The sequence below is a fragment of the Homoserinimonas flava genome, assembly GCF_054969005.1.
The window spans coordinates 635,263-660,312 of record NZ_JBUEQS010000002.1 but is presented as its reverse complement, the minus strand read 5'-3'; the positions used below and the strand labels follow the sequence as shown (position 1 = coordinate 660,312).

Here is a 25,050-nt window from a genome sequence, read left to right as displayed (position 1 = left end):
ACGACATGCGCAATCAGGGGCGAACCCTCGGCACATGAGCGCGGTATGGCGACACCGAGGTCTCACCAGGAACCCAGAAGCGCCAGGGGAAGGCCTCGGTGCCGCCGGGACCTGAAACGCCCGTCCGCGGGCCCGAGGCCGGCTCGGGCGGTGCGTCGGCGAGCGTGAGCTGGACGCGAGAGCGGTCGAGATCTGCTCCTCCATCGGCGAGCGTAATGCCAAGCGCCACCGTGAGCCGCGCCGGACCCCTCGCCAGCTCATGGTCGGCTCGAGCGGTGGGACGGCGCGCACGCGCGAGCCCCACGCCCTCCACTATTTCTCCCGCCCGGATAAGACACGCGGAGGCCACTCCCTCCGACGAGCAGACGATATTCGCGCACGTGTGCATCCCGTAGGTGAAGTAGGTATAGAGGCGACCGGGCGGGCCGAACATGACCGCATTGCGGGGAGTCTGGCCCCGGAACGCATGCGACCCCGGATCGTCCTCTCCGCGATACGCCTCCACCTCGGTAATCCGTAGCGCCACCCGGCCATCGTCGCCCTCGACTGAGAGCAGCGAGCCCAGTAGCCGTGGCGCGACCGTGAGCGCATCGTCGGAGAGGATCTGCGCGAGCGGCGACGCCATCGGGTCAGCGCTCCGCGAGCACCCGGACGCGCTCGGTGAGGAGTGCGAGCTGCTCGGCCACCCGCGCCGGTGCCGTGCCGCCAACACCGTTGCGACTCGAGACCGCACCCTCGATCGTGAGCACCTCGCGAACCGCGGGAGTGAGGCGCGCATCGATCGACGCGTAGTCCTCGTCGCTCGGCTCATGCAGTTCGACACCCTGGCGTTCGCAGTGGGCGACGAGGGCACCGCTGATCTCGTGGGCTTCTCGGAACGGCACGTGCTGCCGCACAAGCCACTCCGCAACATCCGTCGCGAGCGAAAACCCCTGCGGCGCGAGCTCGGCCATGCGTGCGGTATTGAACCGCAGCGTCGCCACCATGCCCGTGAAGGCGGGGAGCAGCACCTCCAGCGTCTCGACCGAATCGAACACCGGCTCCTTGTCTTCTTGAAGGTCGCGGTTGTACGCGAGCGGAAGCCCCTTCAAGGTTGCCAGCAGGCCCGTGAGATTGCCGATGAGCCTGCCCGACTTGCCGCGTGCGAGTTCCGCAATGTCGGGGTTCTTCTTCTGCGGCATGATCGATGAGCCCGTCGAATAGCCATCGTGAAGCGTAACGAAGTCGAACTCTCGCGTGTTCCAGAGGATGATCTCCTCCGCCAGCCTGGAGAGGTTGATGCCAATCGTCGAGGCAACGAAGGCGAACTCTGCCACCACGTCGCGACTCGCGGTCGCATCGATCGAATTCTCTGATGGCCCCGACAAGCCGAGCTCGGCAGCGACGAGCGCCGGGTCGAGCCCGAGCGAACTGCCGGCAAGCGCGCCGGAGCCATACGGCGACACCGAAGCCCGTGCCGACCAGTCGCGGAGCCGCTCGAGGTCGCGCACCAGCGGCCACGCGTGTGCGAGAAGGTGGTGTGCGAGGAGCACGGGCTGTGCGTGCTGAAGATGGGTGCGGCCCGGCATGATCGCATCCGGGTGCGCGTCGGCCTGCGCGGCAATCGCGTCGATCAACTGCACGACGTGGTGCCGGATGACCGCGGCATGGTCGAGCAGGTAGAGGCGAACGAGCGTGGCAATCTGGTCGTTGCGGCTGCGGCCCGCCCGGAGACGGCCGCCGAGCTCCGGCCCCGCGATCTCGATGAGATGGCGCTCAAGGGCACCGTGGACGTCTTCATCGGACTCATCCGCGATGATCGCCCCTGACTCGACATCAGCTGCGAGCCGATCGAGTGCCGCGTGCATCGCATCCAGTTGGGTCTCGCTGAGATATCCGGCGGCGGCGAGCGCCTTGGCATGGGCTCGCGAACCGAGGATGTCGTAGGGTGCGAGCTGCCAGTCGAAATGAGTCGACTTGCTCAGCCGTGAGAGCTCCGGCGACGGGCCGTCGCTGAAGCGGCCGCCCCAGAGGGAACCCGCGTTGGTCGAGCCTGTCGAACCATGCTCGGTCATCACGACACCGCCCCCTGGCCACTGCGTTCGAACAACCACACCATGAGGGCCTTCTGCGCATGCAGTCGGTTCTCTGCCTCATCCCAGATGACGCTCTGCTCACCGTCGATCACCTCGGCGGTCACCTCATAGCCACGGTCGGCCGGCAGGCAATGGAGGAAGATCGCGTCCTTCTTTGCGAGGGCCATGAGTTCTGCATCGACACGATACCCACCGAGGGTCGCAACGCGCTTCGCCTTCTCCTCCTCCTTGCCCATCGACACCCACGTATCGGTGACGACGACATCGACACCGGCGACCGCGGCACGGGGATCGGTGAACAGCTCGATCGAACCACCGGTGGTCGCCGCGATGCGCTCGGCATCTGCGACGACGGATGCCGCTGGCTGAAAGCCTTCTGGCGAGGCGATGCGCACGTGCATCCCGGCGGTAGCACCTGCGAGCAGGTACGACTGGGCCATGTTGCAGGCACCATCGCCAAGGAACGTGACGGTCTGTCCCTCGAGTGCGCCGCGATGTTCACGAATCGTGAGGAGGTCCGCGAGGAGCTGGCACGGGTGGAAGTCATCCGAGAGCGCGTTGATCACCGGCACCGTCGTGCCCTCGGCCATCTCTTCCAGCCCCGCCTGACCGTAGGTACGCCAGACGATCGCGGCGACCATCCGTTCGAGCACGCGCGCGGTGTCTGACGCTGTCTCTTTGCCACCGAGCTGGCTGCTCGCCGTGCTGATGATGAGCGGCACGCCGCCGAGGTCGGCGATTCCGACCGCGAACGAGACCCGAGTGCGCGTCGATGACTTGTCGAAGATTACGGCCACGGTCTGCGGCCCCTCCAGCGGGCGGCGCGAGAAGCGCTCCGCCTTGAGGGTGACGGCGAGGTCGAGGATCTCGAGCTGCTCCGCCTGGCTGAGGTCGTCATCGCGAAGAAAGTGTCGTGTCACTGTGCTGTTCTGATTCACTGGGCCGCCTCCAACGCGGTGGTGAAGAGCGTGGCGAACTCCTCGAGCTCGACGTCGCCCACGATGAGCGGCGGAGCGATACGGATGCTGGACTCATTGGCCGCATTAATGATGAGGCCAGCATCAAGGGCAGCGGCGGAGACCTTGTTTGCGATGGGCTCCGTGAGCCCGACGCCGATGAGGAGCCCACGACCGCGGACCTCCTCGACGAGCGGCGAGCCAATGCCGCGGATGATCTCGCGCAGTTCGTCGCCGCGGCGCGCTGCGTTGGCCACAAGCCCCGACGCCTCGATCTCGCCGAGCACAGCGTTCGCCGCCGCGGTTGCGAGCGGGTTGCCGCCGAAGGTGCTGCCGTGGTGGCCGCGTTTGAACAGTTCGGATGCTTCACCGAACGTCACGAGGGCCGCGATCGGCACACCACCGGCGATGCCCTTCGCGATCGCCACAGCGTCAGGAACGATGTCGAACTGCTCATAGGTGAACCACGTGCCGGTGCGGCCGACCCCGGTCTGAATCTCGTCGAGGATGAGCAGGGCGCCGTGCTCGGTGGCGAGTTCGCGGGCGCGCCGGATGAAACCGTCTGGCAGGTCGACAACGCCGGCCTCGCCCTTGATGGGTTCGAAGATGACGGCCGCGACGGTGTCATCCATCGCGTGTTCGAGTGCTTCAACCGTGCTGTCGATGTGCTCAACGCCGGCGAGGAGAGGCCCGAAGGGATCGCGCAGCGCGGCCTTGCCCGTGAGCGAAAGCGCGCCCATCGTGCGGCCGTGGAACGCGTTCGTGAGCGCAAGGATGCGCGTGCGGCGGCCACCGTCGTTGTTGAGCCTCGCGAGCTTGACCGCTGCCTCCATCGACTCGGCGCCGGAGTTGCAGAAGTAGACCCTGCCCTGCTCCCCCGCACCAGTGATGCGCTTGAGGCGCTCGGCGAGTTCGATTTGCGGGGGCGTTGCGAAATAGTTCGACACGTGCGCGAGCGTCGAGATCTGGCTCGTCACGGCATCGACGAGGGCGGGGTGGGCGTGGCCGAGTGAGTTCACAGCAATCCCGGCGAGGAAGTCGAGATACCGCTTGCCGTTTGTGCCCCACACGTAGCAGCCTTCGCCTCGCTCGAGCATCGTGAGGGGTGTCGCATGCGAGCCCATCATGGCTGCGCTGAACCGGCTGCTCCAGTCGTGATTGTTCACTACTTCGCCTTCACTGTCGTTGTTGTTGTCTCTCCGTGCCCCGCTGCTGCCTCGACGCGGTCGTCGCGGATGACCTCCGTGCCGACACCGCTGCTTCGAAACACTTCGAGGAGGATGGAGTGCGGCACACGGCCGTCGATGATCGCGGCCTTATCGACGCCGCCATCGACGGCCTCAAGGCACGCTGTCATCTTGGGGATCATGCCGGATTCGAGGCTCGGCAGCAGCGCCATGAGCTCGGTCGTGGTGATCTGGGACACGAGCGAGTCGCGATTCGGCCAGTCGGAGTAGAGCCCCGCGACATCCGTCAGCACCACCAGTTTTACCGCGGCGAGCGCGACCGCGACCGATGCTGCGGCCGAGTCGGCGTTGACGTTGAGCACCTGCCCCGCCACATCATCGTCTGGCGCGACCGAGGAGACGACAGGGATTTTGCCCGCGTCGAGCAGCGCGTGAAGCACGGCCGGGTCAACACCGACGACCTCGCCGACGAGGCCGAGATCGACGGGTTCCCCATCGACGATCGTGCCGCGCCGGTGGCCCCGAAAGAGCCCCTGTGTCTCACCGGAGACCGCCTGCGCAAGATCACCGTGCTGATTGATGAGTTCGACGAGTTCGCCGCTCACCTCGCGGGTGAGCACCTCGCGCACAACCTCCATCGCGTCGGGGCTCGTGACCCTGAGGCCACCCCGGAACTCGCTCTCGATGCCGCGCTCAGCCAGCGCCCGCGAGATCTGCGGCCCGCCACCGTGCACGACGACGGGACGGACGCCGACATGGTGCAGATACACCATGTCCTCCGCGAAGGCGCGCTTCAGTTCGTCATCGACCATCGCATTGCCGCCGAACTTGACAACAATGATGCGACCGCGAAACAGGGTGAGCCACGGCAGTGACTCGATGAGCGTCTGCGCCTGCACGGCGTTGAGATCGGTAGGCTCGCCCATCAGCTTGAGTATGCGCTGTTCTCGTGCACGTAGTCGTGCGTGAGGTCGTTGGTGCGGATCGTCGCGGTGGCGTCGCCCACTTTGAGGTCGATCAACACGTGCGTCTGCCGCGGACTGAGATCGACGCTCTCCGAAGGCTCATCGGGTTCGCCGGCACGGCAGACCCGCACGCCGTTCATCGACACATCCACCGCGTATGGGTCAAACTCGGCAGCCGTGGTGCCGATCGCCGCAAGCACGCGACCCCAGTTGGGATCGTTGCCAAACACGGCGGCCTTGAAGAGGTTGTTGCGCGCGACCGAACGGCCGACCTCGACAGCGTCATCCTCGCTTGCGGCATGGACAACCTCGATCGAGATCTCGTGACTCGCGCCCTCTGCATCACCGTGGAGCAGGCTCGCAAGCCCGTCACACACCTCGGTGAGACGAGCGGTGAACTCCTCGACATCCGGCGAGACTCCGGATGCACCGCTCGCCATGACCGTCACCTGGTCGTTGGTTGACATGCAGCCATCAGAGTCAAGCCGATCGAAGCTGACTCGCGTCGCACGGCGCAGCGCAGCATCCAGCGTGGAAGCCTCGACGCTCGCATCGGTCGTGATGACGACGAGCATGGTCGCGAGGCCCGGCGCGAGCATCCCGGCCCCCTTTGCCATGCCACCGATGCTCCAGCCTTCGGCCTCGACGACAATCTCTTTGGGGCGCGAGTCTGTTGTCATGATCGCGAGGGCCGCATCATGCCCTCCCTCGGGGCTCAGCGCGGGAGCCGCCGCAGCGACCCCCGCGAGCACGCCGTCGCGGAACGACTGGTCGCCGACCCCGATGAGCCCGGTCGAGCACACGAGCACGTCACCGGCGGAGATGCCGAGCACGGAACCAACCGCCTCGGCCGTGTGATGGGTGGTCTGGAAACCGAACGTGCCCGTGTAGCAGTTGGCCCCGCCGGAGTTGAGCACAACGGCCGACACAACACCATCAGCTACCGCTTGCTGCGACCAGAGGATGGGGTTGGCCTTCGCCCGGTTGCTCGTGAAGACGGCAGCCCCCGCGAACTCGGGGCCAAGGTTCTGCACGAGCGCGACATCGAGGGCGCCCGTCGATTTGAGACCAGCGGCGACACCGGCAGCGACGAAGCCCTTGGGGGCGGTGACACTCACGGGGCGACTCCGTCCACGACGAGGCCGGTCGCTTCTGGCAGGCCGAGGGCGATGTTCATGGATTGGATTGCCGCGCCCGCCGTGCCCTTGACGAGGTTATCGATCGCACTGATCACGACCAGCCGGTCCGCGGCCTCGTCGATGCCGAGCCCGATGAGCGCGGTGTTCGCGCCGAGCACGTCGGCGGTCTTGGGGAACTCCCCCCGCGGCAACAGGTGCACGAACTGCTCCTGCCCGTAGGCGTACTCCCATGCGGCCGTCACATCATCGATGCCGACACCGGGTTCGAGTGTCGCGGTCGAGGTCGCAAGAATTCCGCGCGACATCGGCACAAGCACCGGCGTGAACGAGATGGTCGCGCCCTCCGCGCCGGCCGCTGTGAGGTTCTGCACGATCTCGGGCGTGTGACGGTGCGTACCGCCGACCGCGTACGGCATCGCAGAGCCGTGGATCTCACTCGCAAGAAGGTGTGGTTTGAGGCTCTTTCCGGCACCCGAGGTACCGACCGCGAGCACGGCCACAAGGTCTGCCGGCTGAATGATGCCAGCCTGGATGCCGGGGGCAAGCCCCAGCGTGATCGCGGTCACGTTGCATCCGGGCACCGCGATGCGGCGGGCGCCGACGAGGTGCTCGCGCTGGCGTGAACCGTCGGCGAGCAGGAGTTCGGGAAGGCCGTAGGCCCAAGCACCGTAGAACTCGCCACCGTAAAACTTGGCCCAGTCGGCCTCGGAGGTGAGCCGGTGGTCGGCCCCGCAGTCAATGACCAGCGCACCGTCGCCGAGATGGTCGGTGAGCGCACCGGACTTGCCGTGCGGGAGGGCGACGAAGACGACATCGTGACCCGCGAGATTCTCTGGCGTCGTCTCGGTGAGCGTGAGGTGTTGGAGCGAGCGCAGGTGCGGCTGGGCTGCGACGAGCGGCTGCCCCGCATTCGAGTGCGCAGTCACCGTGGTGATGGTGACCTCAGGGTGGGTTGCGAGGATGCGGAGAAGCTCTCCACCCGCGTAACCGCTGGCGCCAGCGACGGCAACGGAAATGGTCATGGGTTCTACCTTAAATGAGGAACGGACGAAGCAGGACCTTCAGGCGGCGACGCGGCGACAGAGCGGAACGCTCAGCGGGGCGACGTCGCCGAGAGTCGGCGCGCGCGGAAGAGCTCGAGGCGACGCTCGCCGAGCACGGTTCCACGGATCATGTCCACGGCAACACTGTAGCGCCTGCCGGGGCGCGACACTACCCGAGCGCTCTTCGCGTCTTGCTACTCCCGAAGTGTCGCGCCGAAACGCTCCGCCGCGAGCGCGACTCCCGCGAGCCGAGCCTCGGATGCCTCGGCCGCCGTGAGCGTGCGATCCGGTCCCCTGAAGCGCAGTGCGAAGGTGAGCGACTTGTCGCCGACCTCGATGCCCTGGCCCCGGTAGTCATCGACGAGATACGCGTGCTCGAGCAGCGCACCCGCGCCCTCCGTGACGGCAGCGAGCACGTCAGCGGCCGGAATCTCCTCCGGCACGACGAGCGACACGTCTTGCGTCGCGGCGGGGAATGACGAGATCGGCCTCGTGGCGACCTCGGTCGCACCGAGCTCAATAAGCGCGTCGAGATCGATTTCGAGGAGCGCGACAACGCGCGGCAGATCGAGATCATCGGCAATCGCCGGGAGCAGCTCGCCCGCGATGCCGACGACGCGGTCGCCCGCAAAGAGCTCCGCCGTGCGGCCGGGGTGGAAGGCCGGATGGTTGCCCTGCTCGACCCGGAGCGTCACCGCGAGGCCGGAGGCAAGCTGGCGCGCCGCCGCAATCGCATCCGTGAGCGACGATGGCACAGCCGCGACACCGGGCTGGCGCACAATACGGTCGCCGATGAAGAGCGCACCGACGTGCCACGGCTGCGGCGGAATGCCGTCATTGAGCTCGGCAAGCGCGGCGTCACCCGGATGCGCGGTGCCGACAGGCAGCGGACCGCTCCCGTAGCGGCGACCCGACTCGGGCAAAAACACTGTGCCGACCTCGAAGAGTGCGAGCTCCGTGAGCCCGCGGGAGAGGTTGCGGCGCGCGGCATCGAGCAGCCCAGGGATGACCGAGCGGCGCAGCAGCGGCACCTCGGCGTCGAGCGGGTTCGCAAGGCGCATGGCCGGGGCATCCGAGGAGAACCGCTCGTGGGTTGTCGTCGAGACAAAAGGATAGGACTGCACCTCGGTGAGGCCATTCGCCGCGAGCATGTTCGCGGCCGAACGGCGAAGCACCTGCGCACGCGAGAGTCCGCGACCCGGCGGGGCGACGGGAAGCACCGAGGGGATGCGGTCGTAGCCGACAAGGCGTGCGACCTCCTCCGCAAGCGTCGGCTCATCGTCAAGATCGGGGCGCCACGAAGGCGGGGTGACCGCGAGGCCCCCAGCGGCGGGCTCGACCGTGGCACCGATCGCTTCGAGCGACGTGCGGACCTCGTCTGGGGTGTACTCGACACCGAGCAGCGAAGAGACGAAGCCGTCACGAAGGGTGATCGCCTGCGGTGCGGGCGCAGAGTGCAGGGCCGAACCGAGCTCGTCGAGCGTGCCGCCCCCGAGTTCGACGAGGAGCTGGGCGACACGCGCCGCCGCGGCCTCCGCCACGAGCGGATCGACGCCGCGCTCGAAGCGCTTCGATGCTTCGCTCGGGAGCTTGTGGCGCCGGGCAGTGCGCGCGATCGAGACGGGGTCGAAGTTTGCGGCCTCGATGAGCACATCGCTCGTGGCATCCGAAATCTCGGTCGTCGCGCCGCCCATGACGCCGGCGAGACCGATGGGACCGGACTCGTCGGTGATGAGGAGGTCCTCTGGGCTGAGCATGCGGGTCTGATCGTCGAGCGTCGTGAGCGTCTCCCCCGCGCTCGCGCGGCGCACCGTGATGCCGCCAGTGAGCTTGCCGAGATCGTAGCCGTGGATGGGCTGGCCGAGCTCAAACATGACGTAGTTGGTGATGTCGACCGCGAGCGAAATCGAGCGCACACCAGCGAGAGTGAGGCGCGAGAGCATCCACGCCGGGGTCGGTCGGGTCGGGTCGATGCCGCGGACGACGCGGGTGACGAACACCGAGCACCCGACGTTGTCGCGGATCGGTGCATCATCGGCGACAGTGACGGAGAAGCCCGTGTGGGGCTTTGCAACGAGCCCGACGAGCGCAGGGGTCACGGCGGGGTCACGGAAGGCGGCGCCCGTCGAATTGGAGAACTCTCGAGCGATGCCCCGGATGGAGAAGGCGTAGCCGCGGTCGGGGGTCACGTTGACCTCGACCGCGAAATCGTCGAGCCCGAGCAGCGCAATCGCATCCGTACCCGGCGCTGGGTCAAGCCCCAGCTCGGCGAGACGCAGGATGCCCGCATGCTCGTCGCCGAGACCGAGTTCTTTCGCCGAGGCGATCATGCCATCGCTCACGTGACCGTAGGTCTTGCGCGCCGCGATCGGGAACGGCCCCGGCAGCACGGCACCGGGCAGAGACACAACGACGTTGTCGCCCGCGAAGAAGTTGTGGGCTCCGCAGACGATGCCGCGTGGCTCGGCCTCACCGACGTCGACCTGGCACCAACGGATCGTTTTGCCATTCGACTGCGGCTCGTCGACGAATTCGAGCACCGTGCCAACGACGATCGGGCCGCTCAGTTCGCTGCGATGCACATCTTCTTCTTCGAGGCCGACACGCACGAGCGCGGCGTGGATGTCCTCCGCCGTCGCATCCGCCGGGACCTCGACGAACTCGCGAAGCCACGAGACTGGGACGCGCATCAGACCACCATTCCGAACTGCTGCGAGAAGCGGATATCGCCCTCGACCATGTCACGCATGTCATTCATGTCGTTGCGGAACTGCAGGGTGCGCTCGATGCCCATGCCGAACGCGAAGCCCTGATACTCCTCGGGATCGATGCCCGCCGCGCGGAGCACATTGCGGTTCACCATGCCGCAGCCACCCCACTCAACCCAGCGCGCGCCGCCCTTTGCATTCGGCTGCCAGACATCCATTTCGGCGCTCGGCTCCGTGAAGGGGAAGTAGTTGGGGCGCAGGCGGATCTTCGCCTCCGCGCCGAACATCGCGCGGGCGAGGTGTTCGAGCGTGCCGCGGAGGTGCGCCATCGTGAGGCCCTTGTCGATCGCGATGCCCTCGATCTGGTTGAAGACGGGGGTGTGCGTCGCATCGAGCTCATCCGTGCGGTACGTGCGACCGGGGGCCACGACGTAGACGGGCAGCGGGCGCTCGAGCAGCGAACGGATCTGCACGGGCGAGGTGTGCGTGCGCATCACGAGATGCGACTCGACGGGGTCGATAAAGAAGGTGTCTTGCATCGCGCGTGCCGGGTGATCTTCATCGAAGTTCAGCGCGTCGAAGTTGAACCACTCGTTCTCGAGTTGCGGCCCCTCGGCCACCTCCCAGCCCATGCCGACGAAAACATCCGACATCTGCTCCATGAGGAGGGTGAGCGGATGCCGCGCGCCGGGGTTCCAGCGTGAGGCGAGGGCCGTGACATCCACCGCCTCGGCCGCGAGCCGCGCAGTCTCTTCCGCGGCGGCGACCTCGTGCTCGCGGGCCGCGAAGGCCTGCGTCACGCGGCCGCGGGCCTGGCCGACGAGCTTGCCGAGGGATGCCTTCTGGTCGTTCGGCACGTCGCGCAGGCCTGCGTTGAGCCTCGCGAGCGTCGATCCTTCACCGAGGTGGGCGGAGCGGACGGTCTTGAGCGCCGCGGTGTCGCCAGCGTCGGCGATCGCCGCAAGCGCAGCATCCACCGCCTCGGTGACGCGGGCTTCAGTGATGAGGGGATCTGACACGAGAAACGAGTCTACCGGCGTGGGCGCATGCCTCCGCCGTCACCTCATCTCGGTGCTTGGCTGGCCCCGAACCCCTGCCCTGCGAGCCGTTGCCGGATGAACTCCGGGTCGTCCTCGCCCGTCGGGGCGGCGGGACCGGCGATCGTCTTGCCGAGCTTCGGCCCACTGCGGCGCGCGATGAGACGTGCGATGTACGACAGGCTCATGTTCATGACGATGTAGATCGCGAGGGCGACGAAGAACAGTGAGAAGACGTAGCGGCTGCCGACGTTGTTCGCGATGTACTGCGTCGTCACGCGGAGCAGCTCCGGATAGCCGACGATGTAGGCGAGCGCCGTGTCCTTGAGCAGCACCACGAGCTGCGCGATGATGATCGGCAACATTTGGCGCCACGCCTGAGGGAACTCGATGATGAAGCGCGTCGCAAGTGGAGTGAGCCCAATCGACAGGCCACCCTCGCGCTGGCCCTTCGGCAGCGACTGGATGCCAGCGCGGAGCGCCTCACCGATGATCGCGCCGTTGTACACAGCGAGTGCTCCAACGCCGGCCCAGAACGGCTCGACGCCGAAGACCAGCAGGATGAAGAGGATCATTAGCAGCACTGGCATACCGCGGAAGAACTCAAGCAGCACCGAGGTCGGAACTCTGACCCACGGAGTGATGGCCGCGCGACCGAACGAGAACAGTATGCCGACCACGATCGCGAGGACCGCGGCGACGCCAGCCATGCGCAGGGTCGCGACGAGTCCTTCGCCGATGAACCGCCACACCTGCACATCGAGGAAGATGTCCCAGCGCGACGCGTCGAGAAGTCCGGGCTGTTCTGCACCGTTCGCCGAGACCCGAGGTGCCGCGAGGCCAGCGACGAGCGCGGCAAAGCCGCCGACGATCACGATCAAGCCGACGATCGAGATGATGAGGGAACGGCGTTGAGCTTTTGGTCCGGGAGCGTCGTAGAGCACCGAGGTCATCGCAGCACCGCCAGCTTCTTCTCGACCCGACCGGCAATGAGACCGAGGGGAATGGTGATCAGGAGGTAGAGCACCGCAGCCGCGAGGAGGATCGGGATAACGGCGTCGCCGCGCTCATTGGCCCCCGTACGAGCAACGGAGAAGATCTCGACGACGAAGAACGCGCCGGCGACCGAGGTGTTCTTCGTCAGCGCGATGAAGACGTTGATGAGCGGCGGAATGACCATGCGGAACGCCTGGGGCAGCACGACGAGCGTGACGACCTGCCCGAACGGGAGTCCGATGCTCCGCGCCGCCTCGGCCTGGCCGACCGCGACACCGTTGATGCCGGAGCGGAGGGCCTCGGCGACGAACGGCGAAGTGTAGGCCGTGAGGCCGAGGAGCGCGAGGGTGTAGTAGCCCGGGAAGAAGTCGAGGTACGGCAGCACGTTCGCGCAGAAGAACAGCACGAGTGTGAGCGGTGTGTTCCGCAGGATCTCGGTGTACGCCGTCGCGAAGCCTCGCAGCGAGGCAACCGGCGAGATGCGCATCGCGGCGACGACGAACCCGATCACGAGCGCGCCGAGCCCCGCGAAGAGCAGCAGGCTCAGTGTGACGAGGAAAGCATCACCGAACTGCGGCAGGAACTGGATGATCGCATCCACAGATGGAGCCTCCTCGGGGGCCTCGACAGGTGTTGTCAGGATCGAACTGGGGTGGGCCGGCACCCCGCCGCAGAATCGCGACAGGGCACCGGCACCGTTGAGTGCTTAGTAACGATCGACGGCTGGCGGCTCGGGAAGGTCGAGCACCGTGCCGGCGGTCGCCTCCCACGCGTCGGCCCAGCGGCCGTCTTCGTAGGCTGCCTCAAGCGTGTCGTTGATGAACGTGCGGAACGCGTCATCGCCCAACTCGAGACCGATGCCGTATGGCTCCTCCGTGAACGGGTTGTTCACGACTTCGAACTCGCCCGCGTTCTGATCGGCGAGACCGGCAAGGATCACGTTGTCGGTTGTGACTGCGGCAACCTCTCCGCGGCGAAGCGGCTCGAGGCACGCGGAATACGTCTCCGCCTGCAGCACGTTGGAGGTGTACTCGGTGATGTTGACGAGCGACGTCGAACCGGTGACGGTGCAGACCGCGAGATCCGGGTTCTCCTCGAACGACTCGGGGCCTTCGATGCCGTCGGGGTTGCCCTCAAGAACGAGAAGGTCCTGACCTGCGGAGTAGTACGGTCCGGCGAAGTCGATGACCTCCTTGCGAGTGTCGTTGATCGTGTAGGTGGCGATGACGATGTCGACCTGGCCGTCCTGGATGAACGGCTCACGGTTGGCGGAGACCGTCTCGACCCACTCGATGTTCTCTGCCTCGATGCCAAGCTCGGCGGCGATGATCTTGCCGATCTCGACGTCGAAGCCGACAGGCGTGCCGTCGAGGCCCTGGAGGCCGAACAGTGGCTGATCGAACTTCGTGCCGATCGTGATGGTGCCGGCCTCGTTGAGCTCTGCCATCGTCGTGCCGGCCTCAAACTCAACTTCGGTCTCGACCTCGGGCGCGTCATCCGCACCAGAGTCACTACATCCGCTCAGGACGAGCGCCGCGGCGATCGCCGCCGCACCGAAAGTCATGCTCTTGGTAATTCGCATGCCTGTCTCCTTCATTGCTGTGTCAACTCGCCACCGGTTAGTGGTCGAGGATCTTCGAGAGGAATTCCTTCGCTCTCGGAGTCTGGGGGTTGTTGAAGAACTCTTCTGGCGTTGCCTCTTCGACGATCTCGCCCTCCGCCATGAACACCACGCGGTCAGCCGCCTTGCGCGCAAAGCCCATCTCGTGGGTTACGACGACCATCGTCATGCCCTCTTTGGCGAGGCCGACCATGACATCGAGGACCTCGTTGATCATCTCGGGGTCGAGGGCAGAGGTGGGCTCGTCAAAGAGCATGACCTTTGGCTTCATCGCGAGCGCGCGCGCGATCGCGACGCGCTGCTGCTGACCGCCGGAGAGCTGCGATGGCATCTTCTCCGCCTGCACACCGACGCCGACTCGATCGAGGATCGCCTCGGCATCTTTCTTCGCCTCCGCCTTAGACCGGCGGCGCACCTTGATGGGGCCGAGGGTGACGTTCTCGAGGATCGTCTTATGGGCGAAAAGATTGAATGACTGGAAGACCATGCCGACATCGGCCCGAAGCGCGGCGAGGCCCTTGCCCTCCTCCGGCAGCTTCTTGCCGTCGATGCGGATCTCGCCAGACGTGATGGTCTCGAGGCGGTTGATCGCCCGACACAGCGTCGACTTGCCCGAACCTGACGGGCCGATGACGACAACGACCTCGCCCTTGTTCACGGTGAGGTTGATGTTCTTCAGGGCCTGGAAGTCGCCATAAAACTTGTCAACATTCTCGACTACGACAAGGGGTTCGCCCTTGGCCGCATGGATCGGATTGCTCGTCGTCTCAAATGCCGGCGCCTGGCTCGCGGCCACACCATCGCTCGATGTCATGGGGACAAACCTACTGGGCGAATCGGCGGTGTGCGCGATGCACGTCTGCTGTTACCTGTTCGTAACGCGGCGCTGACACGGGGCGCACATCCGCAAATCTCGGATCAGGAACGCTGGGCGAACGCACTCTCATACAGGCAGACGGATGCCGCGGTCGCGAGGTTCATCGACTCGGCACGGCCGTAGATCGGCACCGAGATGGCGCGATCGGCCAGCGCGAGGTACTCATCGCTCAGCCCGCGAGCCTCGTTGCCGAAGAGCCAGGCGGTCGGCGCCGCAAGCACGCCGTCAGTGCGCGCCGTGAGCAGATCATCGCCCTTGATGTCGGCCGCAAGGATTTGCAGATCCGCAGAACGGAGTCGCTCGCGCAGCGACGGAAAGTCGGCGACAATCGCGATCGGCATGTGGAACAGCGAGCCAGTCGTCGAGCGAACCACCTTGGGGTTATAAACATCGACGGTGCGGCCACTGAAGATCACGCCATCGGCGCCAGCGGCATCCGCAGTTCGGATGATCGTGCCGGCGTTGCCCGGATCACGCACCTCCTCGAGCACCACGATGAGGCGCGGGCCGTCGTCACCCTCCCCCGGCGCGAGGAGGTCACGCACTGAGACGGGGAACTGCCGGCAGACGGCCACCACGCCCTGGGGGGTCACCGTGTCGGCCATCGTCTCGATGACCTGCTCGGAGACGAACTCCACCTCAAGGCCGGCGTCGGCCGCCATCGTGGCAATTTCTGGGTGGCGGTCGAGCGCCGTCGGGGTCACGAACAGGTCAGCGAGCAGTTCGGGGCGCCACTGAAGCGCCTCCGAAACTGCCTGCGGACCCTCCAAAAGAAAGAGCCCGGTCTCAGACCGGGCATCTCTCTTGCGAAGTTTCGCAACGCCACGCACACGAGGTGAACGAGGGTTGTCAAGCATGGCCCAATTCTAGGCCGGGTGGATGACTATGCCGACACCTTCGGGGCCGACGTGTCAGACGGCAGTGCCGCCTTTGCCGTCGCGACGATGGCCGCAAACGTCTTGGGGTCGGTCACCGCGAGGTCTGCGAGCATACGACGGTCAACCTGCACGCCAGCAAGGCCAAGACCCTGGATGAGGCGGTTGTAGGTGAGGCCGTTCGCACGCGACGCCGCGTTGATGCGCTGAATCCACAGGCGACGGAAGTCACCCTTGCGGCTGCGACGGTCGCGGTACGAGTAGACGAACGAGTGGATGAGCTGCTCTTTTGCCTTGCGGTACAAGCGCGAACGCTGTCCGCGGTAGCCGCTCGCGCGCTCGAGGATGACCCGACGCTTCTTGTGGGCGTTGACTGCCCGCTTTACTCTTGCCATGTTCTTTGATCCTTAGTTCTGAATGCGGGCGGCTCAGCGGCCGGCTTTGCCAAGAAGGCGCTTGATGACCTTCGCGTCCTGGGGTGCCAGAACCTGGTCGGCGTTGAGGCGACGCTTGCGCGCACCCGACTTGACCTCGAGGTTGTGGCGCATACCGGCCTGCTGCTTCATGACCTTGCCGGTGCCGGTGACCTTGAAACGCTTCTTGGCCCCTGAGTGGCTCTTCTGCTTAGGCATTTCTCTCCTTGTTTACTGTCGTGCTCCATCACGCCCGTGCGGGCGAAACCTGTGTGCGGACTACTCCGCGGCCTCCGCGGCCGGCTCGGCCTCGGCCTTCGGCGCCTCGGCTTTTGCTGCCTCGGCTTTCGGTGCGTCGGCCTTCGGCGCGGCAGCCTGCGGCTCGCGCGGCTCCTTCGTGGCGGCCTTGCGGGCGTCAGTCTCGATCTTGACCTCGGCCTTCGTCTTGAGTGGACCGATCACCATGACCATGTTGCGGCCATCAATCATCGGCGTCGACTCGACCGAACCCAGCTCCGCGACATCCTCTGCGAAACGCTGCAGCAGACGCACGCCCTGCTCGGGACGCGACTGCTCACGGCCACGGAACAGGATCATGGCCTTGACCTTGTCACCCTGCTTGAGGAAGCCCTCGGCGCGCTTGCGCTTGGTCTCGTAGTCGTGCTTGTCAATCTTGAGCCGGAACCGGACCTCTTTGAGGATCGTGTTCGACTGGTTGCGCTTGGCCTCCTTGGCCTTCTGCGCGGTCTCGTACTTGAACTTGCCGAAGTCCATGATCTTCACAACCGGCGGCCGGGAATTGGGAGCAACCTCAACCAAATCCAGGTCAGCCTCCTGAGCGAGGCGAAGCGCGTCTTCAATGCGGACGACACCGACCTGCTCGCCCCCGGGGCCAACGAGACGGACTTCCGGGACGCGGATTCGGTCATTCGTTCTGGGATCGCTGATGCGGTCCTCCTCATAGATCGTGGCGAAAACTATGCCTGGCCTGCGGCGGATGCCGTGGCGACGAAGAGGAGGATTCATGCCCGATTGCGACACGAGTCCCGTGACACAACACTTGGCACGGCACCCTTCAGTACTACCTTCGCGCACTGACGTGCACGTCGGCGGGGTGCCAACAACCCGGTAACCTTGAGTGTCGAACGGCAACACTATGGCGGTCAAGCGCGGGTGGGAGAATCTCCACTTTCGTATCTGGAATCGCTATCGATCCCAGAGCCCGGACGATTCTAACAGAGGAAACCCTGATGAGCGATACCACCACCACAACTGGGCTCAACCCCGAGAACTCGGGCGCCGACGACGCAGCTCGCGACATCGCCGACGTCCCCGCCGTTGAAGTCATCAACACTGTCGCCGTGCACCTGCTGAGTGCCGCGGCCGTGAAGTGCGGGCTCGCCGACGACCCGGAATCCCAGACCGACCTTGACGAGGCGCGCAAGCTCATCAACGCGCTCGCCGGGCTCGTCACCGCCGCCGCCCCAGACCTCTCCGACTCTCACGCGCGCCCACTGCGCGACGGGCTCCGCTCGGTGCAACTCGCCTTCCGCGAGGCATCGCACATTCCGGATGCCCTCGGCAAAGGCCCGGGCGAAAAACTCACCGGGCCGGTCACCTAACGCAGCGCGCCGGCCGGAACTCAGGCCGGAAGGAGCCGCACGGCGAGCGAATCAACACGCTGCGCGATCACCTCGTGCGTAGCCCAGCGCTCCTGCACCCGCGCCACAAGCTCGTCGAGCCGGGTCTGATCGAGGCCCGGACGCAGGCGGAGCTCCGCAATCACCTCGGGGCCGCGGAGGCGCGCTAACGCGTCACCCGCGTGCAGGCTGATGCCCGCGACATCCGCCTCACTCTCGACCGCGGCAGCAAACGCCGCCAACACTTCGCCATCATCGAGCGGCGACTGCCACGGCAGCGACTGCGCCATCGCCCAGAGGGCCGGCCGGCGGATCGCGAACTCCGACTCACTCGTCGCATCGACGACAACGAGCTCGGTCGATTCATCAGCCGCGGCCAGCGCGACGCGAACGGCGTCGGCAGGCACCGGGCGTGCGACCGGGTTCCAAGCCTGCATCGCAGCGACCGAACTGAACACGGGGAGAACCGCGCGGCCGTCAGGCCCCGCGACCGTCACAATGGCGAGATCTGCGCTCTTGTCGACCGTGACCCCATGGTCGTTCACGCCCGCCTCGCCGAGCGACGCAACGAGCGGAATCAAGAGTCGGATGTCACGCAGCGCGTCGACCACCACCGATTCACCGACCGTGCCGGAACGAAAGGCCGTAATCGCCTCGAGAAAACCTGCGGGCGCCGAACCGTCGTCATCAGCGAACGGCGTCTGCCCGAAGGAGCGACCAGCCCAGGGCTGGCCCGCCGAGTCGGCGCCGCCCGAAGCGTGGTCGTTCGAGGAGGCTGAGGTCAATTGCCCGCGATGTCGAGCGCTTCAGCGAGCGTGAACTCCCCGTTGTAGAGCGCCTTGCCAACGATCGCGCCCTCGAGGCCGAGTGGCACGAGCTCGCGCAGGGCAACGAGGTCATCGAGGCTTGAAACTCCACCCGAAGCAATCACCGGCTTCTGCGTGTGATCGAGCACCTCGCGGAGCAGCGACACGTTCGGCCCCTGCAATGTGCCGTCTTTCGTGACGTCGGTGACGACGTAGCGCGAACATCCGGCCTCCTCGAGACGCTCCATGACCGTCCAGAGGTCGCCACCCTCCTGCGTCCAGCCGCGCGTGGCGAGGGTCGTGCCGCGAACATCGAGCCCGACCGCGATGGCCTCGCCGTATTCGGCGATGACGTGGGCGGCCCACTCCGGGTTCTCGAGTGCCGCAGTACCGAGGTTCAGACGCTTGGCGCCGGTCGCGAGCGCCGCCTCGAGCGAACGGTCATCGCGGATGCCACCGGAAAGCTCGATGTTGAGCCCGCCACGCACCTGTCGGATGACCTTCTTGATGACGCCGTGATTCGAGCCGCGACCGAACGCAGCATCGAGGTCGACGAGGTGGATCCAGTCGGCGCCCTGCTCAGCCCACGACTCCGCGGCCGCGACCGGATCGCCATAGCTGGTCTCGGTGCCCGCTTCGCCGCGGGTGAGACGGACCGCCTTGCCATCGGAGACATCGACCGCCGGGAACAGAGTCAGGCTGGGGGTCGTGTTGAACTCGCTCATCATGAACTTTCTCAGCGGGGATGCCGTGGGTTGAGATGGAGTATTCGCGCGAAGGCGCACAACAAGAAACAGATACTACTCGCGATTGCGGTTGCGGCGAATTCGACCGCTCTCGCGCGGTTGATCCTGCCTCAGAGCGTGCCGAGCCAGTTCGAGAGCAGGCGGATGCCGGGCGCTCCAGACTTCTCCGGGTGAAACTGTGTTGCGCTCAAGGGGCCATTCTCAACGGCCGCGAGAAAGCGACCGCCGTGCTCTGCCCAGGTGAGCTTCGCGGCCGGGAACGGCGGCATCGCGTCGATGCCCCACGTCGTCGCGGCATAGGAATGCACGAAGTAGAAACGCTCTTCGGCGATACCGTCGAACAGGGCAGACCCGTCAGGCGACTCGACCGTGTTCCAGCCCATGTGCGGCACGACCGGGGCAGTGAGCTCCTCGACCGTGCCCGGCCACTCCCCCAGGCCGTCGGTGGTCACACCGCGCTCAATGCCGCGCTCGAACATCACCTGCATGCCCACACAAATGCCGAGAACAGGGCGCCCCCCGGCCAAGCGACGATCGATGAGCTCAGCGCCATTGACACCGTCGAGCGCCCGCATGACAGCGGAGAATGCGCCCACCCCCGGCACCAGCAGACCATCAGCCGAAGCGACCGCTTTGGGGTCGGCCGTGAGCTCCACCTCGGCGCCCGCGAGCTCCATCGCCTTGACCGCGGAGTGGACGTTGCCACTGCCGTAGTCGAGCACGACGACCTTCGGTCTCGCGTCGCTCATGCTGAGCCTCGCCACGAGACCGCGTCGATGCGCTCGTCTGTCACAGTGCACCCTTCGTCGACGGGATGCCGCGCACGCGAGCATCCGGCTCGATGGCCTTGCGCATCGCCCTGGCAAATGCCTTGAACTCCGCCTCCGCGATGTGGTGGGGGTCGCGACCGCCAAGCACGCGGATGTGGACGGTGAGGCCGGCGTGGAAGGTGATCGCTTCGAAGACGTGGCGCACCATCGAGCCGGTGAAGTGACCGCCGATGAGGTGGAACTCAAAGCCAGCAGGTTCACCTTCGTGCACAAGGAAGGGCCGGCCAGAAACATCGACGACAGCACTCACGAGCGCCTCGTCGAGGGGCACCATGGCGTCACCGAAGCGGGAGATGCCGGACTTGTCGCCGAGCGCCTGCGCGAGCGCCTTGCCGAGGACGATACCGATGTCCTCGACCGTGTGGTGGACATCAATTTCGACATCGCCGGTCGCGCGCACTGTCAGGTCGATGAGTGAGTGCTTCGCGAAGGCGGTGAGCATGTGGTCGAAGAACGGCACCGAGGTCGAGATGTCAGCGCGCCCAGTGCCGTCGAGGTCGAGCGAGAGCTCGATGCTCGACTCGCTCGTCTCGCGGCTCAGCTGCGCGACCCTGCGCCCGCTCGTCGTGGCCTGCTCTGCCATGGGGAATCCTTCTGTCGCGAGAACATCGACACCTCGTCGGAGTCGGTGCGGGCGGCCCGGCCGCCCTCCGTCAAGCTTAGCGACGCGCTACGCCCCGAAGCTCGGAGGTCAGGCAGCGCCGGATGCCGCGCCGCCGAATCCTGCACCGCCAAGCTGCTCGAGCGCGTCGAGGAAGACTGTCGTCTCCTCCTCGGTGCCTGCAGTAACGCGCAGGTGGTGCGGGATGCCGAGATCGCGGATGATGATGTCGCGCTCAAGCAGGGCTTCGAACAGCGCGTGCGGATGGTGCACCCCACCGAACAGCACAAAGTTTGCTTCGCTCGGCCACACCGTGAAGCCAAGCTTTGGCAGCTCGAGGAGCAGTCGGTCACGCTGGCGGCGGATATCGTCGACCATCGCGAGCATCTCGCTCGTGTGATCGAGCGCAGCGATCGCGGCCGCCTGGGTCAGCGCCGACAGGTGATATGGCAGGCGCACGAGCCTGATGGCATCACACACCGCCGGGTCGGCGACCATGTAGCCGACACGAGCGCCGGCGAAAGCAAACGCCTTGCTCATTGTGCGCGACACGATGAGCCGCTCACGGCCTTCGAGGAGTGTTAGCGCGGAATCGGTGCCCTCCGGGGCAAACTCCGCATACGCCTCATCGACGACGACCATGCCATCGGTCGCGTCGTACGCAGCAACGATTGTCTCGAGGGTCATCGGCGTGCCGGTCGGATTGTTCGGCGCACAGAGAAACACAAGGTCAGGTTTCGTCTTGGTCACCCACTCCCGGACGAGCTCGGGTGAGAGCTCGTAGCCTGCATCCCGCTCCCCCGCGATCCACGTCGTATCGGTGCCAGCCGCGATGATCGAATGCATCGAGTAGGTGGGAGGGAACCCCAGCACGCTGCGACCGGGCCCACCGAATGCCTGGAGGATCTGCTGCAGAACCTCATTGGACCCATTCGCCGCCCAGATGTGGTCCGCGGATGCCCCGTGGCCGACGTAGCGAGCAAGACTCTCGCGCAGTGTTGTGAACTCGCGATCGGGGTAACGATTGATGCCGAGCAGGGCCTGCGCGAGCGAGGTCACGACGTCGTGGGCAACCGCCTCGGGGATTGCATGCGTGTTCTCGTTGACGTTGAGCGCATATCGAACCTGCTTCTGCGGGGCACCGTAAGGGGTGAGCCCGCGAAGGTTGTCGCGGATGGGAAGGTCTGACAGTGAAGCCACCCCTCCATCTTAGGAGCCGAGCACGCCGGACTCAGGAGCCGAGCTAGTCGGAGTACTTGGCAGGAACCAGCAGCGGCTGTCCGGGAACGACATCGGCGGAATCGAGTTGATTGACCTGCACGAAGTCGGCGATCACCTCGCGCGGGTCTTCGTCTGGCGCGACAGCACTCGCAAGGGCCCACATGGACTGCCCAGCGCTGACCGTCACGGAATCGAGTGGCGCTCCAGCGGCACCGGTGGCCGTGGCCATTCCGCCGTTCAGGCCGAGGATGAGCGCGACGACGACGAGAGGTGAGGCTGCGAGCGTCGTGAAGACAACGCGGCCACGCCGGGTAAGGCGGAGTCGGGGACGGGGCTGGTGTGCTGCGGTGTTGCTCATGTCTGGTGCTCCTTTCGCCTGCGTGCTGCTCGAAATCCGTCGACCTGTGATCATCCGGAGAAAGAATCCGCACCCGGGATTCGGCCGGGAACCCCGGGGTGCGGATCTTTGTACCGAACATATCTTCGATTGTCTTCGAACGCAAGTGCGCATTTCTGGAGAAATACGCACCGAATTCGCCGACACACTCGAACAGATGTTTGTTCTCGAGCCCTGAGGCGGATACAGTTTCGATTGTCTGGTTGAAAGCAAAGCAGCAGCCACCGACATTCGGTTTAAGCGAGGAGCCCCATGGACGAGAAGCCTTCGACTCGACGGCGCAGGAACCTGAGCGAGAAGCAGCTCGCGATCCTGGAGTTCATCCAGCGCGCCGTTGCCAACCACGGCTACCCGCCGAGCATGCGGGAGATCGGCGACGCAGTCGGCCTCGCCTCGCTATCGAGCGTCACCCATCAGCTCGGTCAGCTTGAGCTCAGCGGCTACCTCCGCCGTGACCCCAATCGGCCGCGGGCGATCGAGGTGCTTATCGACGTGCCGCAGAGCGACCGTCTCGACTCCGAGTCGATGCCGGAAGCCGGCACCGCAACGCCCATTGGCGATGCCGCCATGGTGCCCCTCGTTGGCCGCATCGCCGCCGGCATCCCCATCACGGCGGAGGAACAGGTGGATGAGGTCTTTCCCATCCCCCGCCAGCTCGTCGGCAAGGGCGACCTCTTCATGCTCAAGGTCGTCGGCGATTCGATGATCGACGCCGCCATCTGCGACGGCGACTGGATCGTCGTGCGCCAGCAGAAGACGGCGGAGAACGGCGACATCGTCGCGGCCATGCTCGATGACGAAGCAACCGTCAAGGTGTTCCAGCAACGAGACGGTCACACCTGGCTTCTGCCACGCAACAGTGCCTTTGCGCCTATCCTTGGTGACTTCGCCGACGTGCTCGGCAAGGTCGTCGCCGTGCTCCGGGCCGTCTAGCCCAGAGCCGCGCGTCGGACTCGCCCCGACGATTATCATCCCGCGAATATCATCCCGACGACGGATGCCTATGACGCCGCGCATGCCCTAGCGTCGCAGCGGTGGGGCGATTGCCTCATGACGCAACGGAAGGGCAGGCATGATCGAGGCGACAGCGCTGAGCAAGCGCTACGGGAGCAAGATTGCAGTCGACAACGTCGACTTCACCGTGCGACCCGGCATGGTCACAGGATTTCTGGGGCCAAACGGTGCCGGAAAATCGACGACGATGCGGATGATCGTGGGATTGGACCGCCCGACCGGCGGCTCCGTCACGGTGAATGGCAAGGAGTACCGCCAGCACAAGGCCCCGCTGCGCGAGGTGGGTGTGCTGCTCGACGCCAAAGCGGTGCACACCGGTCGCTCCGCATACCAGCACCTCCTCGCGATGGCAGCGACCCACGGCATCGGCAAGACCCGCGTGCGTGAGGTCATCGAACTCACAGGGCTCTCGGCAGTCGCTCGCAAGCGTGTCGGCGGCTTCTCCCTCGGCATGGGACAGCGCCTCGGTATCGCGGCCGCCCTCCTCGGTGACCCCGCGACCCTCATCCTCGATGAGCCGGTGAACGGGCTCGATCCCGAGGGTGTGCAGTGGGTGAGAAGGCTCGTACGCCACCTGGCGAGCGAGGGGCGCACCGTGCTCCTCTCGTCACATCTCATGAGCGAGATGGCTCAGACCGCTGACCACATCATTGTGCTCGGGCGCGGGCGCATCCTCGCTGACGCCAAGGTTGACGAGATCATCGCCGGTGCCGGTGGGGCCACAGTCCGCGTGCGCACCCCGCGACCGGATCTCCTCGCCACGATACTCCCAAACGCGCAGCACACTCCGCTGCACGATGGGGCGACAAGCCTCAGTGGCGTGACTGCGGAACAGGTCGGTGACGCCGCCGCCGCGAGCGGCCTCGTGCTTCACGAATTGACACCAGTGGCGAGCTCGCTCGAAGAGGCCTACATGGCCCTCACACAGGACGAGGTTGAGTACCGCGCTGGCGGAGCCGACGCAACGACGGGAGCAACACGATGACCACGACGACCGCCCCCTCAGTGCGAACCGACGCCCACCTCACGCTGGCGCGCGTCGTGCGCTCCGAGTGGATCAAGTTCACCAGCCTGCGCTCGACCTACTGGACGAGCGGCATCATCCTCTTGCTCTGGCTCGCAATCGCGCTCCTCGTTGCGGTGAGTGCCGATTTCATGCAGGTCGACGCGAGCGGCCAGCCGATCGCGGCGACCGACGATATGAAGCAGTACATCACTATGGCTGCCGTGACCTCGGGGGTGACCTTCGGGGTGCTCGTCGCGGGCATCCAGGGCGTGCTTGTCATCACTGGTGAGTACTCGACCGGCATGATCCGCTCGAGTTTTGCCGCCGTGCCAGGGCGACTGCCCGTCTTCATCGGCAAAGGCGTTGTGCTGTTCGCCTGGATGTTCCTGCTCGGCGCCGTGAGCTCACTCGGAGCGTACCTCGTCGCATACCCGTTCCTCGCGGCCGATGAGTTGGCAGTGCCGCTGGGAGGCGAGGAACTCTTGGTGATGCTCGGGGCCTCGGTGTTCCTTGGCATTGTGGCGCTCGTCGGTCTCGGATTCGGAACCCTCGTGCGCTCAGGGGCCGGCGGCATCGCAATCGTCGTGGGGCTCCTGCTCGTATTGCCAGGAGTGCTCGCGCTCCTGTCGATCTGGATCGAGGAGATTGTGGAGTTCACCCCCTACCTGCTCGACTCCGCAGGCAACGCAATGATGGCGCTGTCTGGCAACGAGATTGCCCAGCAGTACGAGCTCTCCCCAGGCATTGCGACGCTCGTCGCCGTCGCCTGGGCCGCTGCAGCGCTCATCGCGGGGGCTGCCGCGTTGAAGACGCGAGACGCCTAACACGAAGCGAAGGGATGGTCCCACACGCCGAAGCGTGCGGGACCATCCCCTCGAAGTCTGCGCTGTCGGCAGC

Annotated in this window: 27 protein-coding genes; 4 read left to right on the top strand and 23 right to left on the bottom strand. The window is 65.9% G+C overall.

Annotated elements, in window-relative coordinates:
• Nucleotides 1–13: 13 nt before the first annotated feature.
• The 17 genes from ACY48M_RS08590 to infC all read right to left on the bottom strand — a co-directional run bounded on the left by ACY48M_RS08590 (nt 14) and on the right by infC (nt 16,918).
• Nucleotides 14–625, bottom strand: coding sequence for a DNA-3-methyladenine glycosylase (locus ACY48M_RS08590; RefSeq protein WP_462819851.1), 612 nt, complete (start codon nt 623–625; stop codon nt 14–16).
• A 4-nt stretch (nt 626–629) separates the two neighbouring features.
• On the bottom strand, nt 630–2,054 hold the full coding sequence (argH, locus tag ACY48M_RS08585; RefSeq protein ID WP_462819850.1) for an argininosuccinate lyase: 1,425 nt from the start codon (nt 2,052–2,054) through the stop codon (nt 630–632).
• Nucleotides 2,054–2,995 carry an ornithine carbamoyltransferase gene (gene argF / locus ACY48M_RS08580; protein ID WP_462819898.1) on the bottom strand — a complete coding sequence of 314 codons (942 nt, stop codon included), beginning with the start codon at nt 2,993–2,995 and terminating at the stop codon, nt 2,054–2,056. The genes argH and argF overlap by 1 nt, the downstream gene beginning before the upstream one ends.
• A gap of 14 nt (nt 2,996–3,009) precedes the next feature.
• Entirely contained in the window at nt 3,010–4,197 is a 1,188-nt protein-coding gene (locus ACY48M_RS08575) for an acetylornithine transaminase (RefSeq protein ID WP_462819849.1), read from the bottom strand.
• On the bottom strand, nt 4,197–5,144 hold the full coding sequence (gene argB, locus ACY48M_RS08570; RefSeq protein ID WP_462819848.1) for an acetylglutamate kinase: 948 nt from the start codon (nt 5,142–5,144) through the stop codon (nt 4,197–4,199). Before argB ends, ACY48M_RS08575 begins: the two co-directional genes overlap by 1 nt.
• Entirely contained in the window at nt 5,144–6,301 is a 1,158-nt protein-coding gene (gene argJ, locus ACY48M_RS08565) for a bifunctional glutamate N-acetyltransferase/amino-acid acetyltransferase ArgJ (protein ID WP_462819847.1), read from the bottom strand. The genes argB and argJ overlap by 1 nt, the downstream gene beginning before the upstream one ends.
• Complete coding sequence (argC, locus tag ACY48M_RS08560) at nt 6,298–7,344, bottom strand: N-acetyl-gamma-glutamyl-phosphate reductase (protein WP_462819846.1); 1,047 nt, start codon at nt 7,342–7,344, stop codon at nt 6,298–6,300. Before argC ends, argJ begins: the two co-directional genes overlap by 4 nt.
• A 215-nt stretch (nt 7,345–7,559) precedes the next feature.
• Complete coding sequence (gene pheT / locus ACY48M_RS08555) at nt 7,560–10,055, bottom strand: phenylalanine--tRNA ligase subunit beta (RefSeq protein ID WP_462819845.1); 2,496 nt, start codon at nt 10,053–10,055, stop codon at nt 7,560–7,562.
• Nucleotides 10,055–11,092, bottom strand: a complete 1,038-nt coding sequence (pheS, locus tag ACY48M_RS08550; RefSeq protein ID WP_462819844.1) for a phenylalanine--tRNA ligase subunit alpha — start codon at nt 11,090–11,092, stop codon at nt 10,055–10,057. Before pheS ends, pheT begins: the two co-directional genes overlap by 1 nt.
• A gap of 44 nt (nt 11,093–11,136) precedes the next feature.
• Complete coding sequence (locus ACY48M_RS08545) at nt 11,137–12,063, bottom strand: amino acid ABC transporter permease (RefSeq protein WP_462819843.1); 927 nt, start codon at nt 12,061–12,063, stop codon at nt 11,137–11,139.
• Nucleotides 12,060–12,707, bottom strand: coding sequence for an amino acid ABC transporter permease (locus tag ACY48M_RS08540; RefSeq protein WP_462819842.1), 648 nt, complete (start codon nt 12,705–12,707; stop codon nt 12,060–12,062). The genes ACY48M_RS08545 and ACY48M_RS08540 overlap by 4 nt, the downstream gene beginning before the upstream one ends.
• A gap of 105 nt (nt 12,708–12,812) precedes the next feature.
• On the bottom strand, nt 12,813–13,688 hold the full coding sequence (locus ACY48M_RS08535) for a glutamate ABC transporter substrate-binding protein (RefSeq protein WP_462819841.1): 876 nt from the start codon (nt 13,686–13,688) through the stop codon (nt 12,813–12,815).
• Between the two features lie 37 nt (nt 13,689–13,725).
• Nucleotides 13,726–14,541 carry an amino acid ABC transporter ATP-binding protein gene (locus ACY48M_RS08530; RefSeq protein ID WP_462819840.1) on the bottom strand — a complete coding sequence of 272 codons (816 nt, stop codon included), beginning with the start codon at nt 14,539–14,541 and terminating at the stop codon, nt 13,726–13,728.
• 104 nt (nt 14,542–14,645) lie between these two features.
• Entirely contained in the window at nt 14,646–15,461 is an 816-nt protein-coding gene (locus ACY48M_RS08525) for a TrmH family RNA methyltransferase (protein WP_462819839.1), read from the bottom strand.
• A gap of 26 nt (nt 15,462–15,487) precedes the next feature.
• Nucleotides 15,488–15,874, bottom strand: coding sequence for a 50S ribosomal protein L20 (gene rplT, locus ACY48M_RS08520; RefSeq protein WP_462819838.1), 387 nt, complete (start codon nt 15,872–15,874; stop codon nt 15,488–15,490).
• Nucleotides 15,875–15,907: 33 nt separating this feature from the next.
• The gene (gene rpmI / locus ACY48M_RS08515) at nt 15,908–16,111 is read right to left on the bottom strand and encodes a 50S ribosomal protein L35 (protein ID WP_462819837.1); all 204 of its coding nucleotides are present in this window, start codon (nt 16,109–16,111) and stop codon (nt 15,908–15,910) included.
• A gap of 60 nt (nt 16,112–16,171) precedes the next feature.
• Nucleotides 16,172–16,918, bottom strand: coding sequence for a translation initiation factor IF-3 (gene infC, locus ACY48M_RS08510; RefSeq protein WP_462819836.1), 747 nt, complete (start codon nt 16,916–16,918; stop codon nt 16,172–16,174).
• A gap of 224 nt (nt 16,919–17,142) precedes the next feature.
• Between infC and ACY48M_RS08505 the strand changes: the two genes are divergently transcribed.
• On the top strand, nt 17,143–17,514 hold the full coding sequence (locus ACY48M_RS08505) for a DUF1844 domain-containing protein (RefSeq protein WP_462819835.1): 372 nt from the start codon (nt 17,143–17,145) through the stop codon (nt 17,512–17,514).
• 20 nt (nt 17,515–17,534) lie between these two features.
• Here the strand turns inward: ACY48M_RS08505 and ACY48M_RS08500 are convergent, their stop codons facing one another.
• From ACY48M_RS08500 to ACY48M_RS08475, 6 genes are all read right to left on the bottom strand, one after another.
• The gene (locus tag ACY48M_RS08500) at nt 17,535–18,317 is read right to left on the bottom strand and encodes an SseB family protein (RefSeq protein WP_462819834.1); all 783 of its coding nucleotides are present in this window, start codon (nt 18,315–18,317) and stop codon (nt 17,535–17,537) included.
• A complete protein-coding gene (gene priA / locus ACY48M_RS08495; RefSeq protein ID WP_462819833.1) occupies nt 18,314–19,063 on the bottom strand; it encodes a bifunctional 1-(5-phosphoribosyl)-5-((5-phosphoribosylamino)methylideneamino)imidazole-4-carboxamide isomerase/phosphoribosylanthranilate isomerase PriA in 750 nt (249 codons plus the stop codon). Before priA ends, ACY48M_RS08500 begins: the two co-directional genes overlap by 4 nt.
• Nucleotides 19,064–19,194: 131 nt before the next feature.
• Nucleotides 19,195–19,833 (bottom strand): imidazole glycerol phosphate synthase subunit HisH, encoded by a 639-nt coding sequence (hisH, locus tag ACY48M_RS08490; protein ID WP_462819832.1) that lies wholly within the window; start codon nt 19,831–19,833, stop codon nt 19,195–19,197.
• A 40-nt stretch (nt 19,834–19,873) separates the two neighbouring features.
• Nucleotides 19,874–20,497 carry an imidazoleglycerol-phosphate dehydratase HisB gene (hisB, locus tag ACY48M_RS08485; protein WP_462819831.1) on the bottom strand — a complete coding sequence of 208 codons (624 nt, stop codon included), beginning with the start codon at nt 20,495–20,497 and terminating at the stop codon, nt 19,874–19,876.
• Between the two features lie 108 nt (nt 20,498–20,605).
• Nucleotides 20,606–21,715: a histidinol-phosphate transaminase gene (locus ACY48M_RS08480; RefSeq protein WP_462819830.1), complete on the bottom strand. Its 1,110-nt coding sequence runs from the start codon at nt 21,713–21,715 to the stop codon at nt 20,606–20,608.
• A 43-nt stretch (nt 21,716–21,758) separates the two neighbouring features.
• Nucleotides 21,759–22,094 (bottom strand): LysM peptidoglycan-binding domain-containing protein, encoded by a 336-nt coding sequence (locus ACY48M_RS08475; RefSeq protein ID WP_462819829.1) that lies wholly within the window; start codon nt 22,092–22,094, stop codon nt 21,759–21,761.
• A 291-nt stretch (nt 22,095–22,385) separates the two neighbouring features.
• On the opposite strand from ACY48M_RS08475, the gene lexA reads away from it, so the two are divergent.
• From lexA to ACY48M_RS08460, 3 genes are all read left to right on the top strand, one after another.
• Nucleotides 22,386–23,066: a transcriptional repressor LexA gene (gene lexA, locus ACY48M_RS08470; RefSeq protein WP_462819828.1), complete on the top strand. Its 681-nt coding sequence runs from the start codon at nt 22,386–22,388 to the stop codon at nt 23,064–23,066.
• Nucleotides 23,067–23,205: 139 nt separating this feature from the next.
• Nucleotides 23,206–24,132, top strand: coding sequence for an ABC transporter ATP-binding protein (locus tag ACY48M_RS08465; protein ID WP_462819827.1), 927 nt, complete (start codon nt 23,206–23,208; stop codon nt 24,130–24,132).
• Nucleotides 24,129–24,977, top strand: a complete 849-nt coding sequence (locus ACY48M_RS08460) for an ABC transporter permease subunit (RefSeq protein WP_462819826.1) — start codon at nt 24,129–24,131, stop codon at nt 24,975–24,977. Before ACY48M_RS08465 ends, ACY48M_RS08460 begins: the two co-directional genes overlap by 4 nt.
• Nucleotides 24,978–25,050 lie beyond the last annotated feature (73 nt).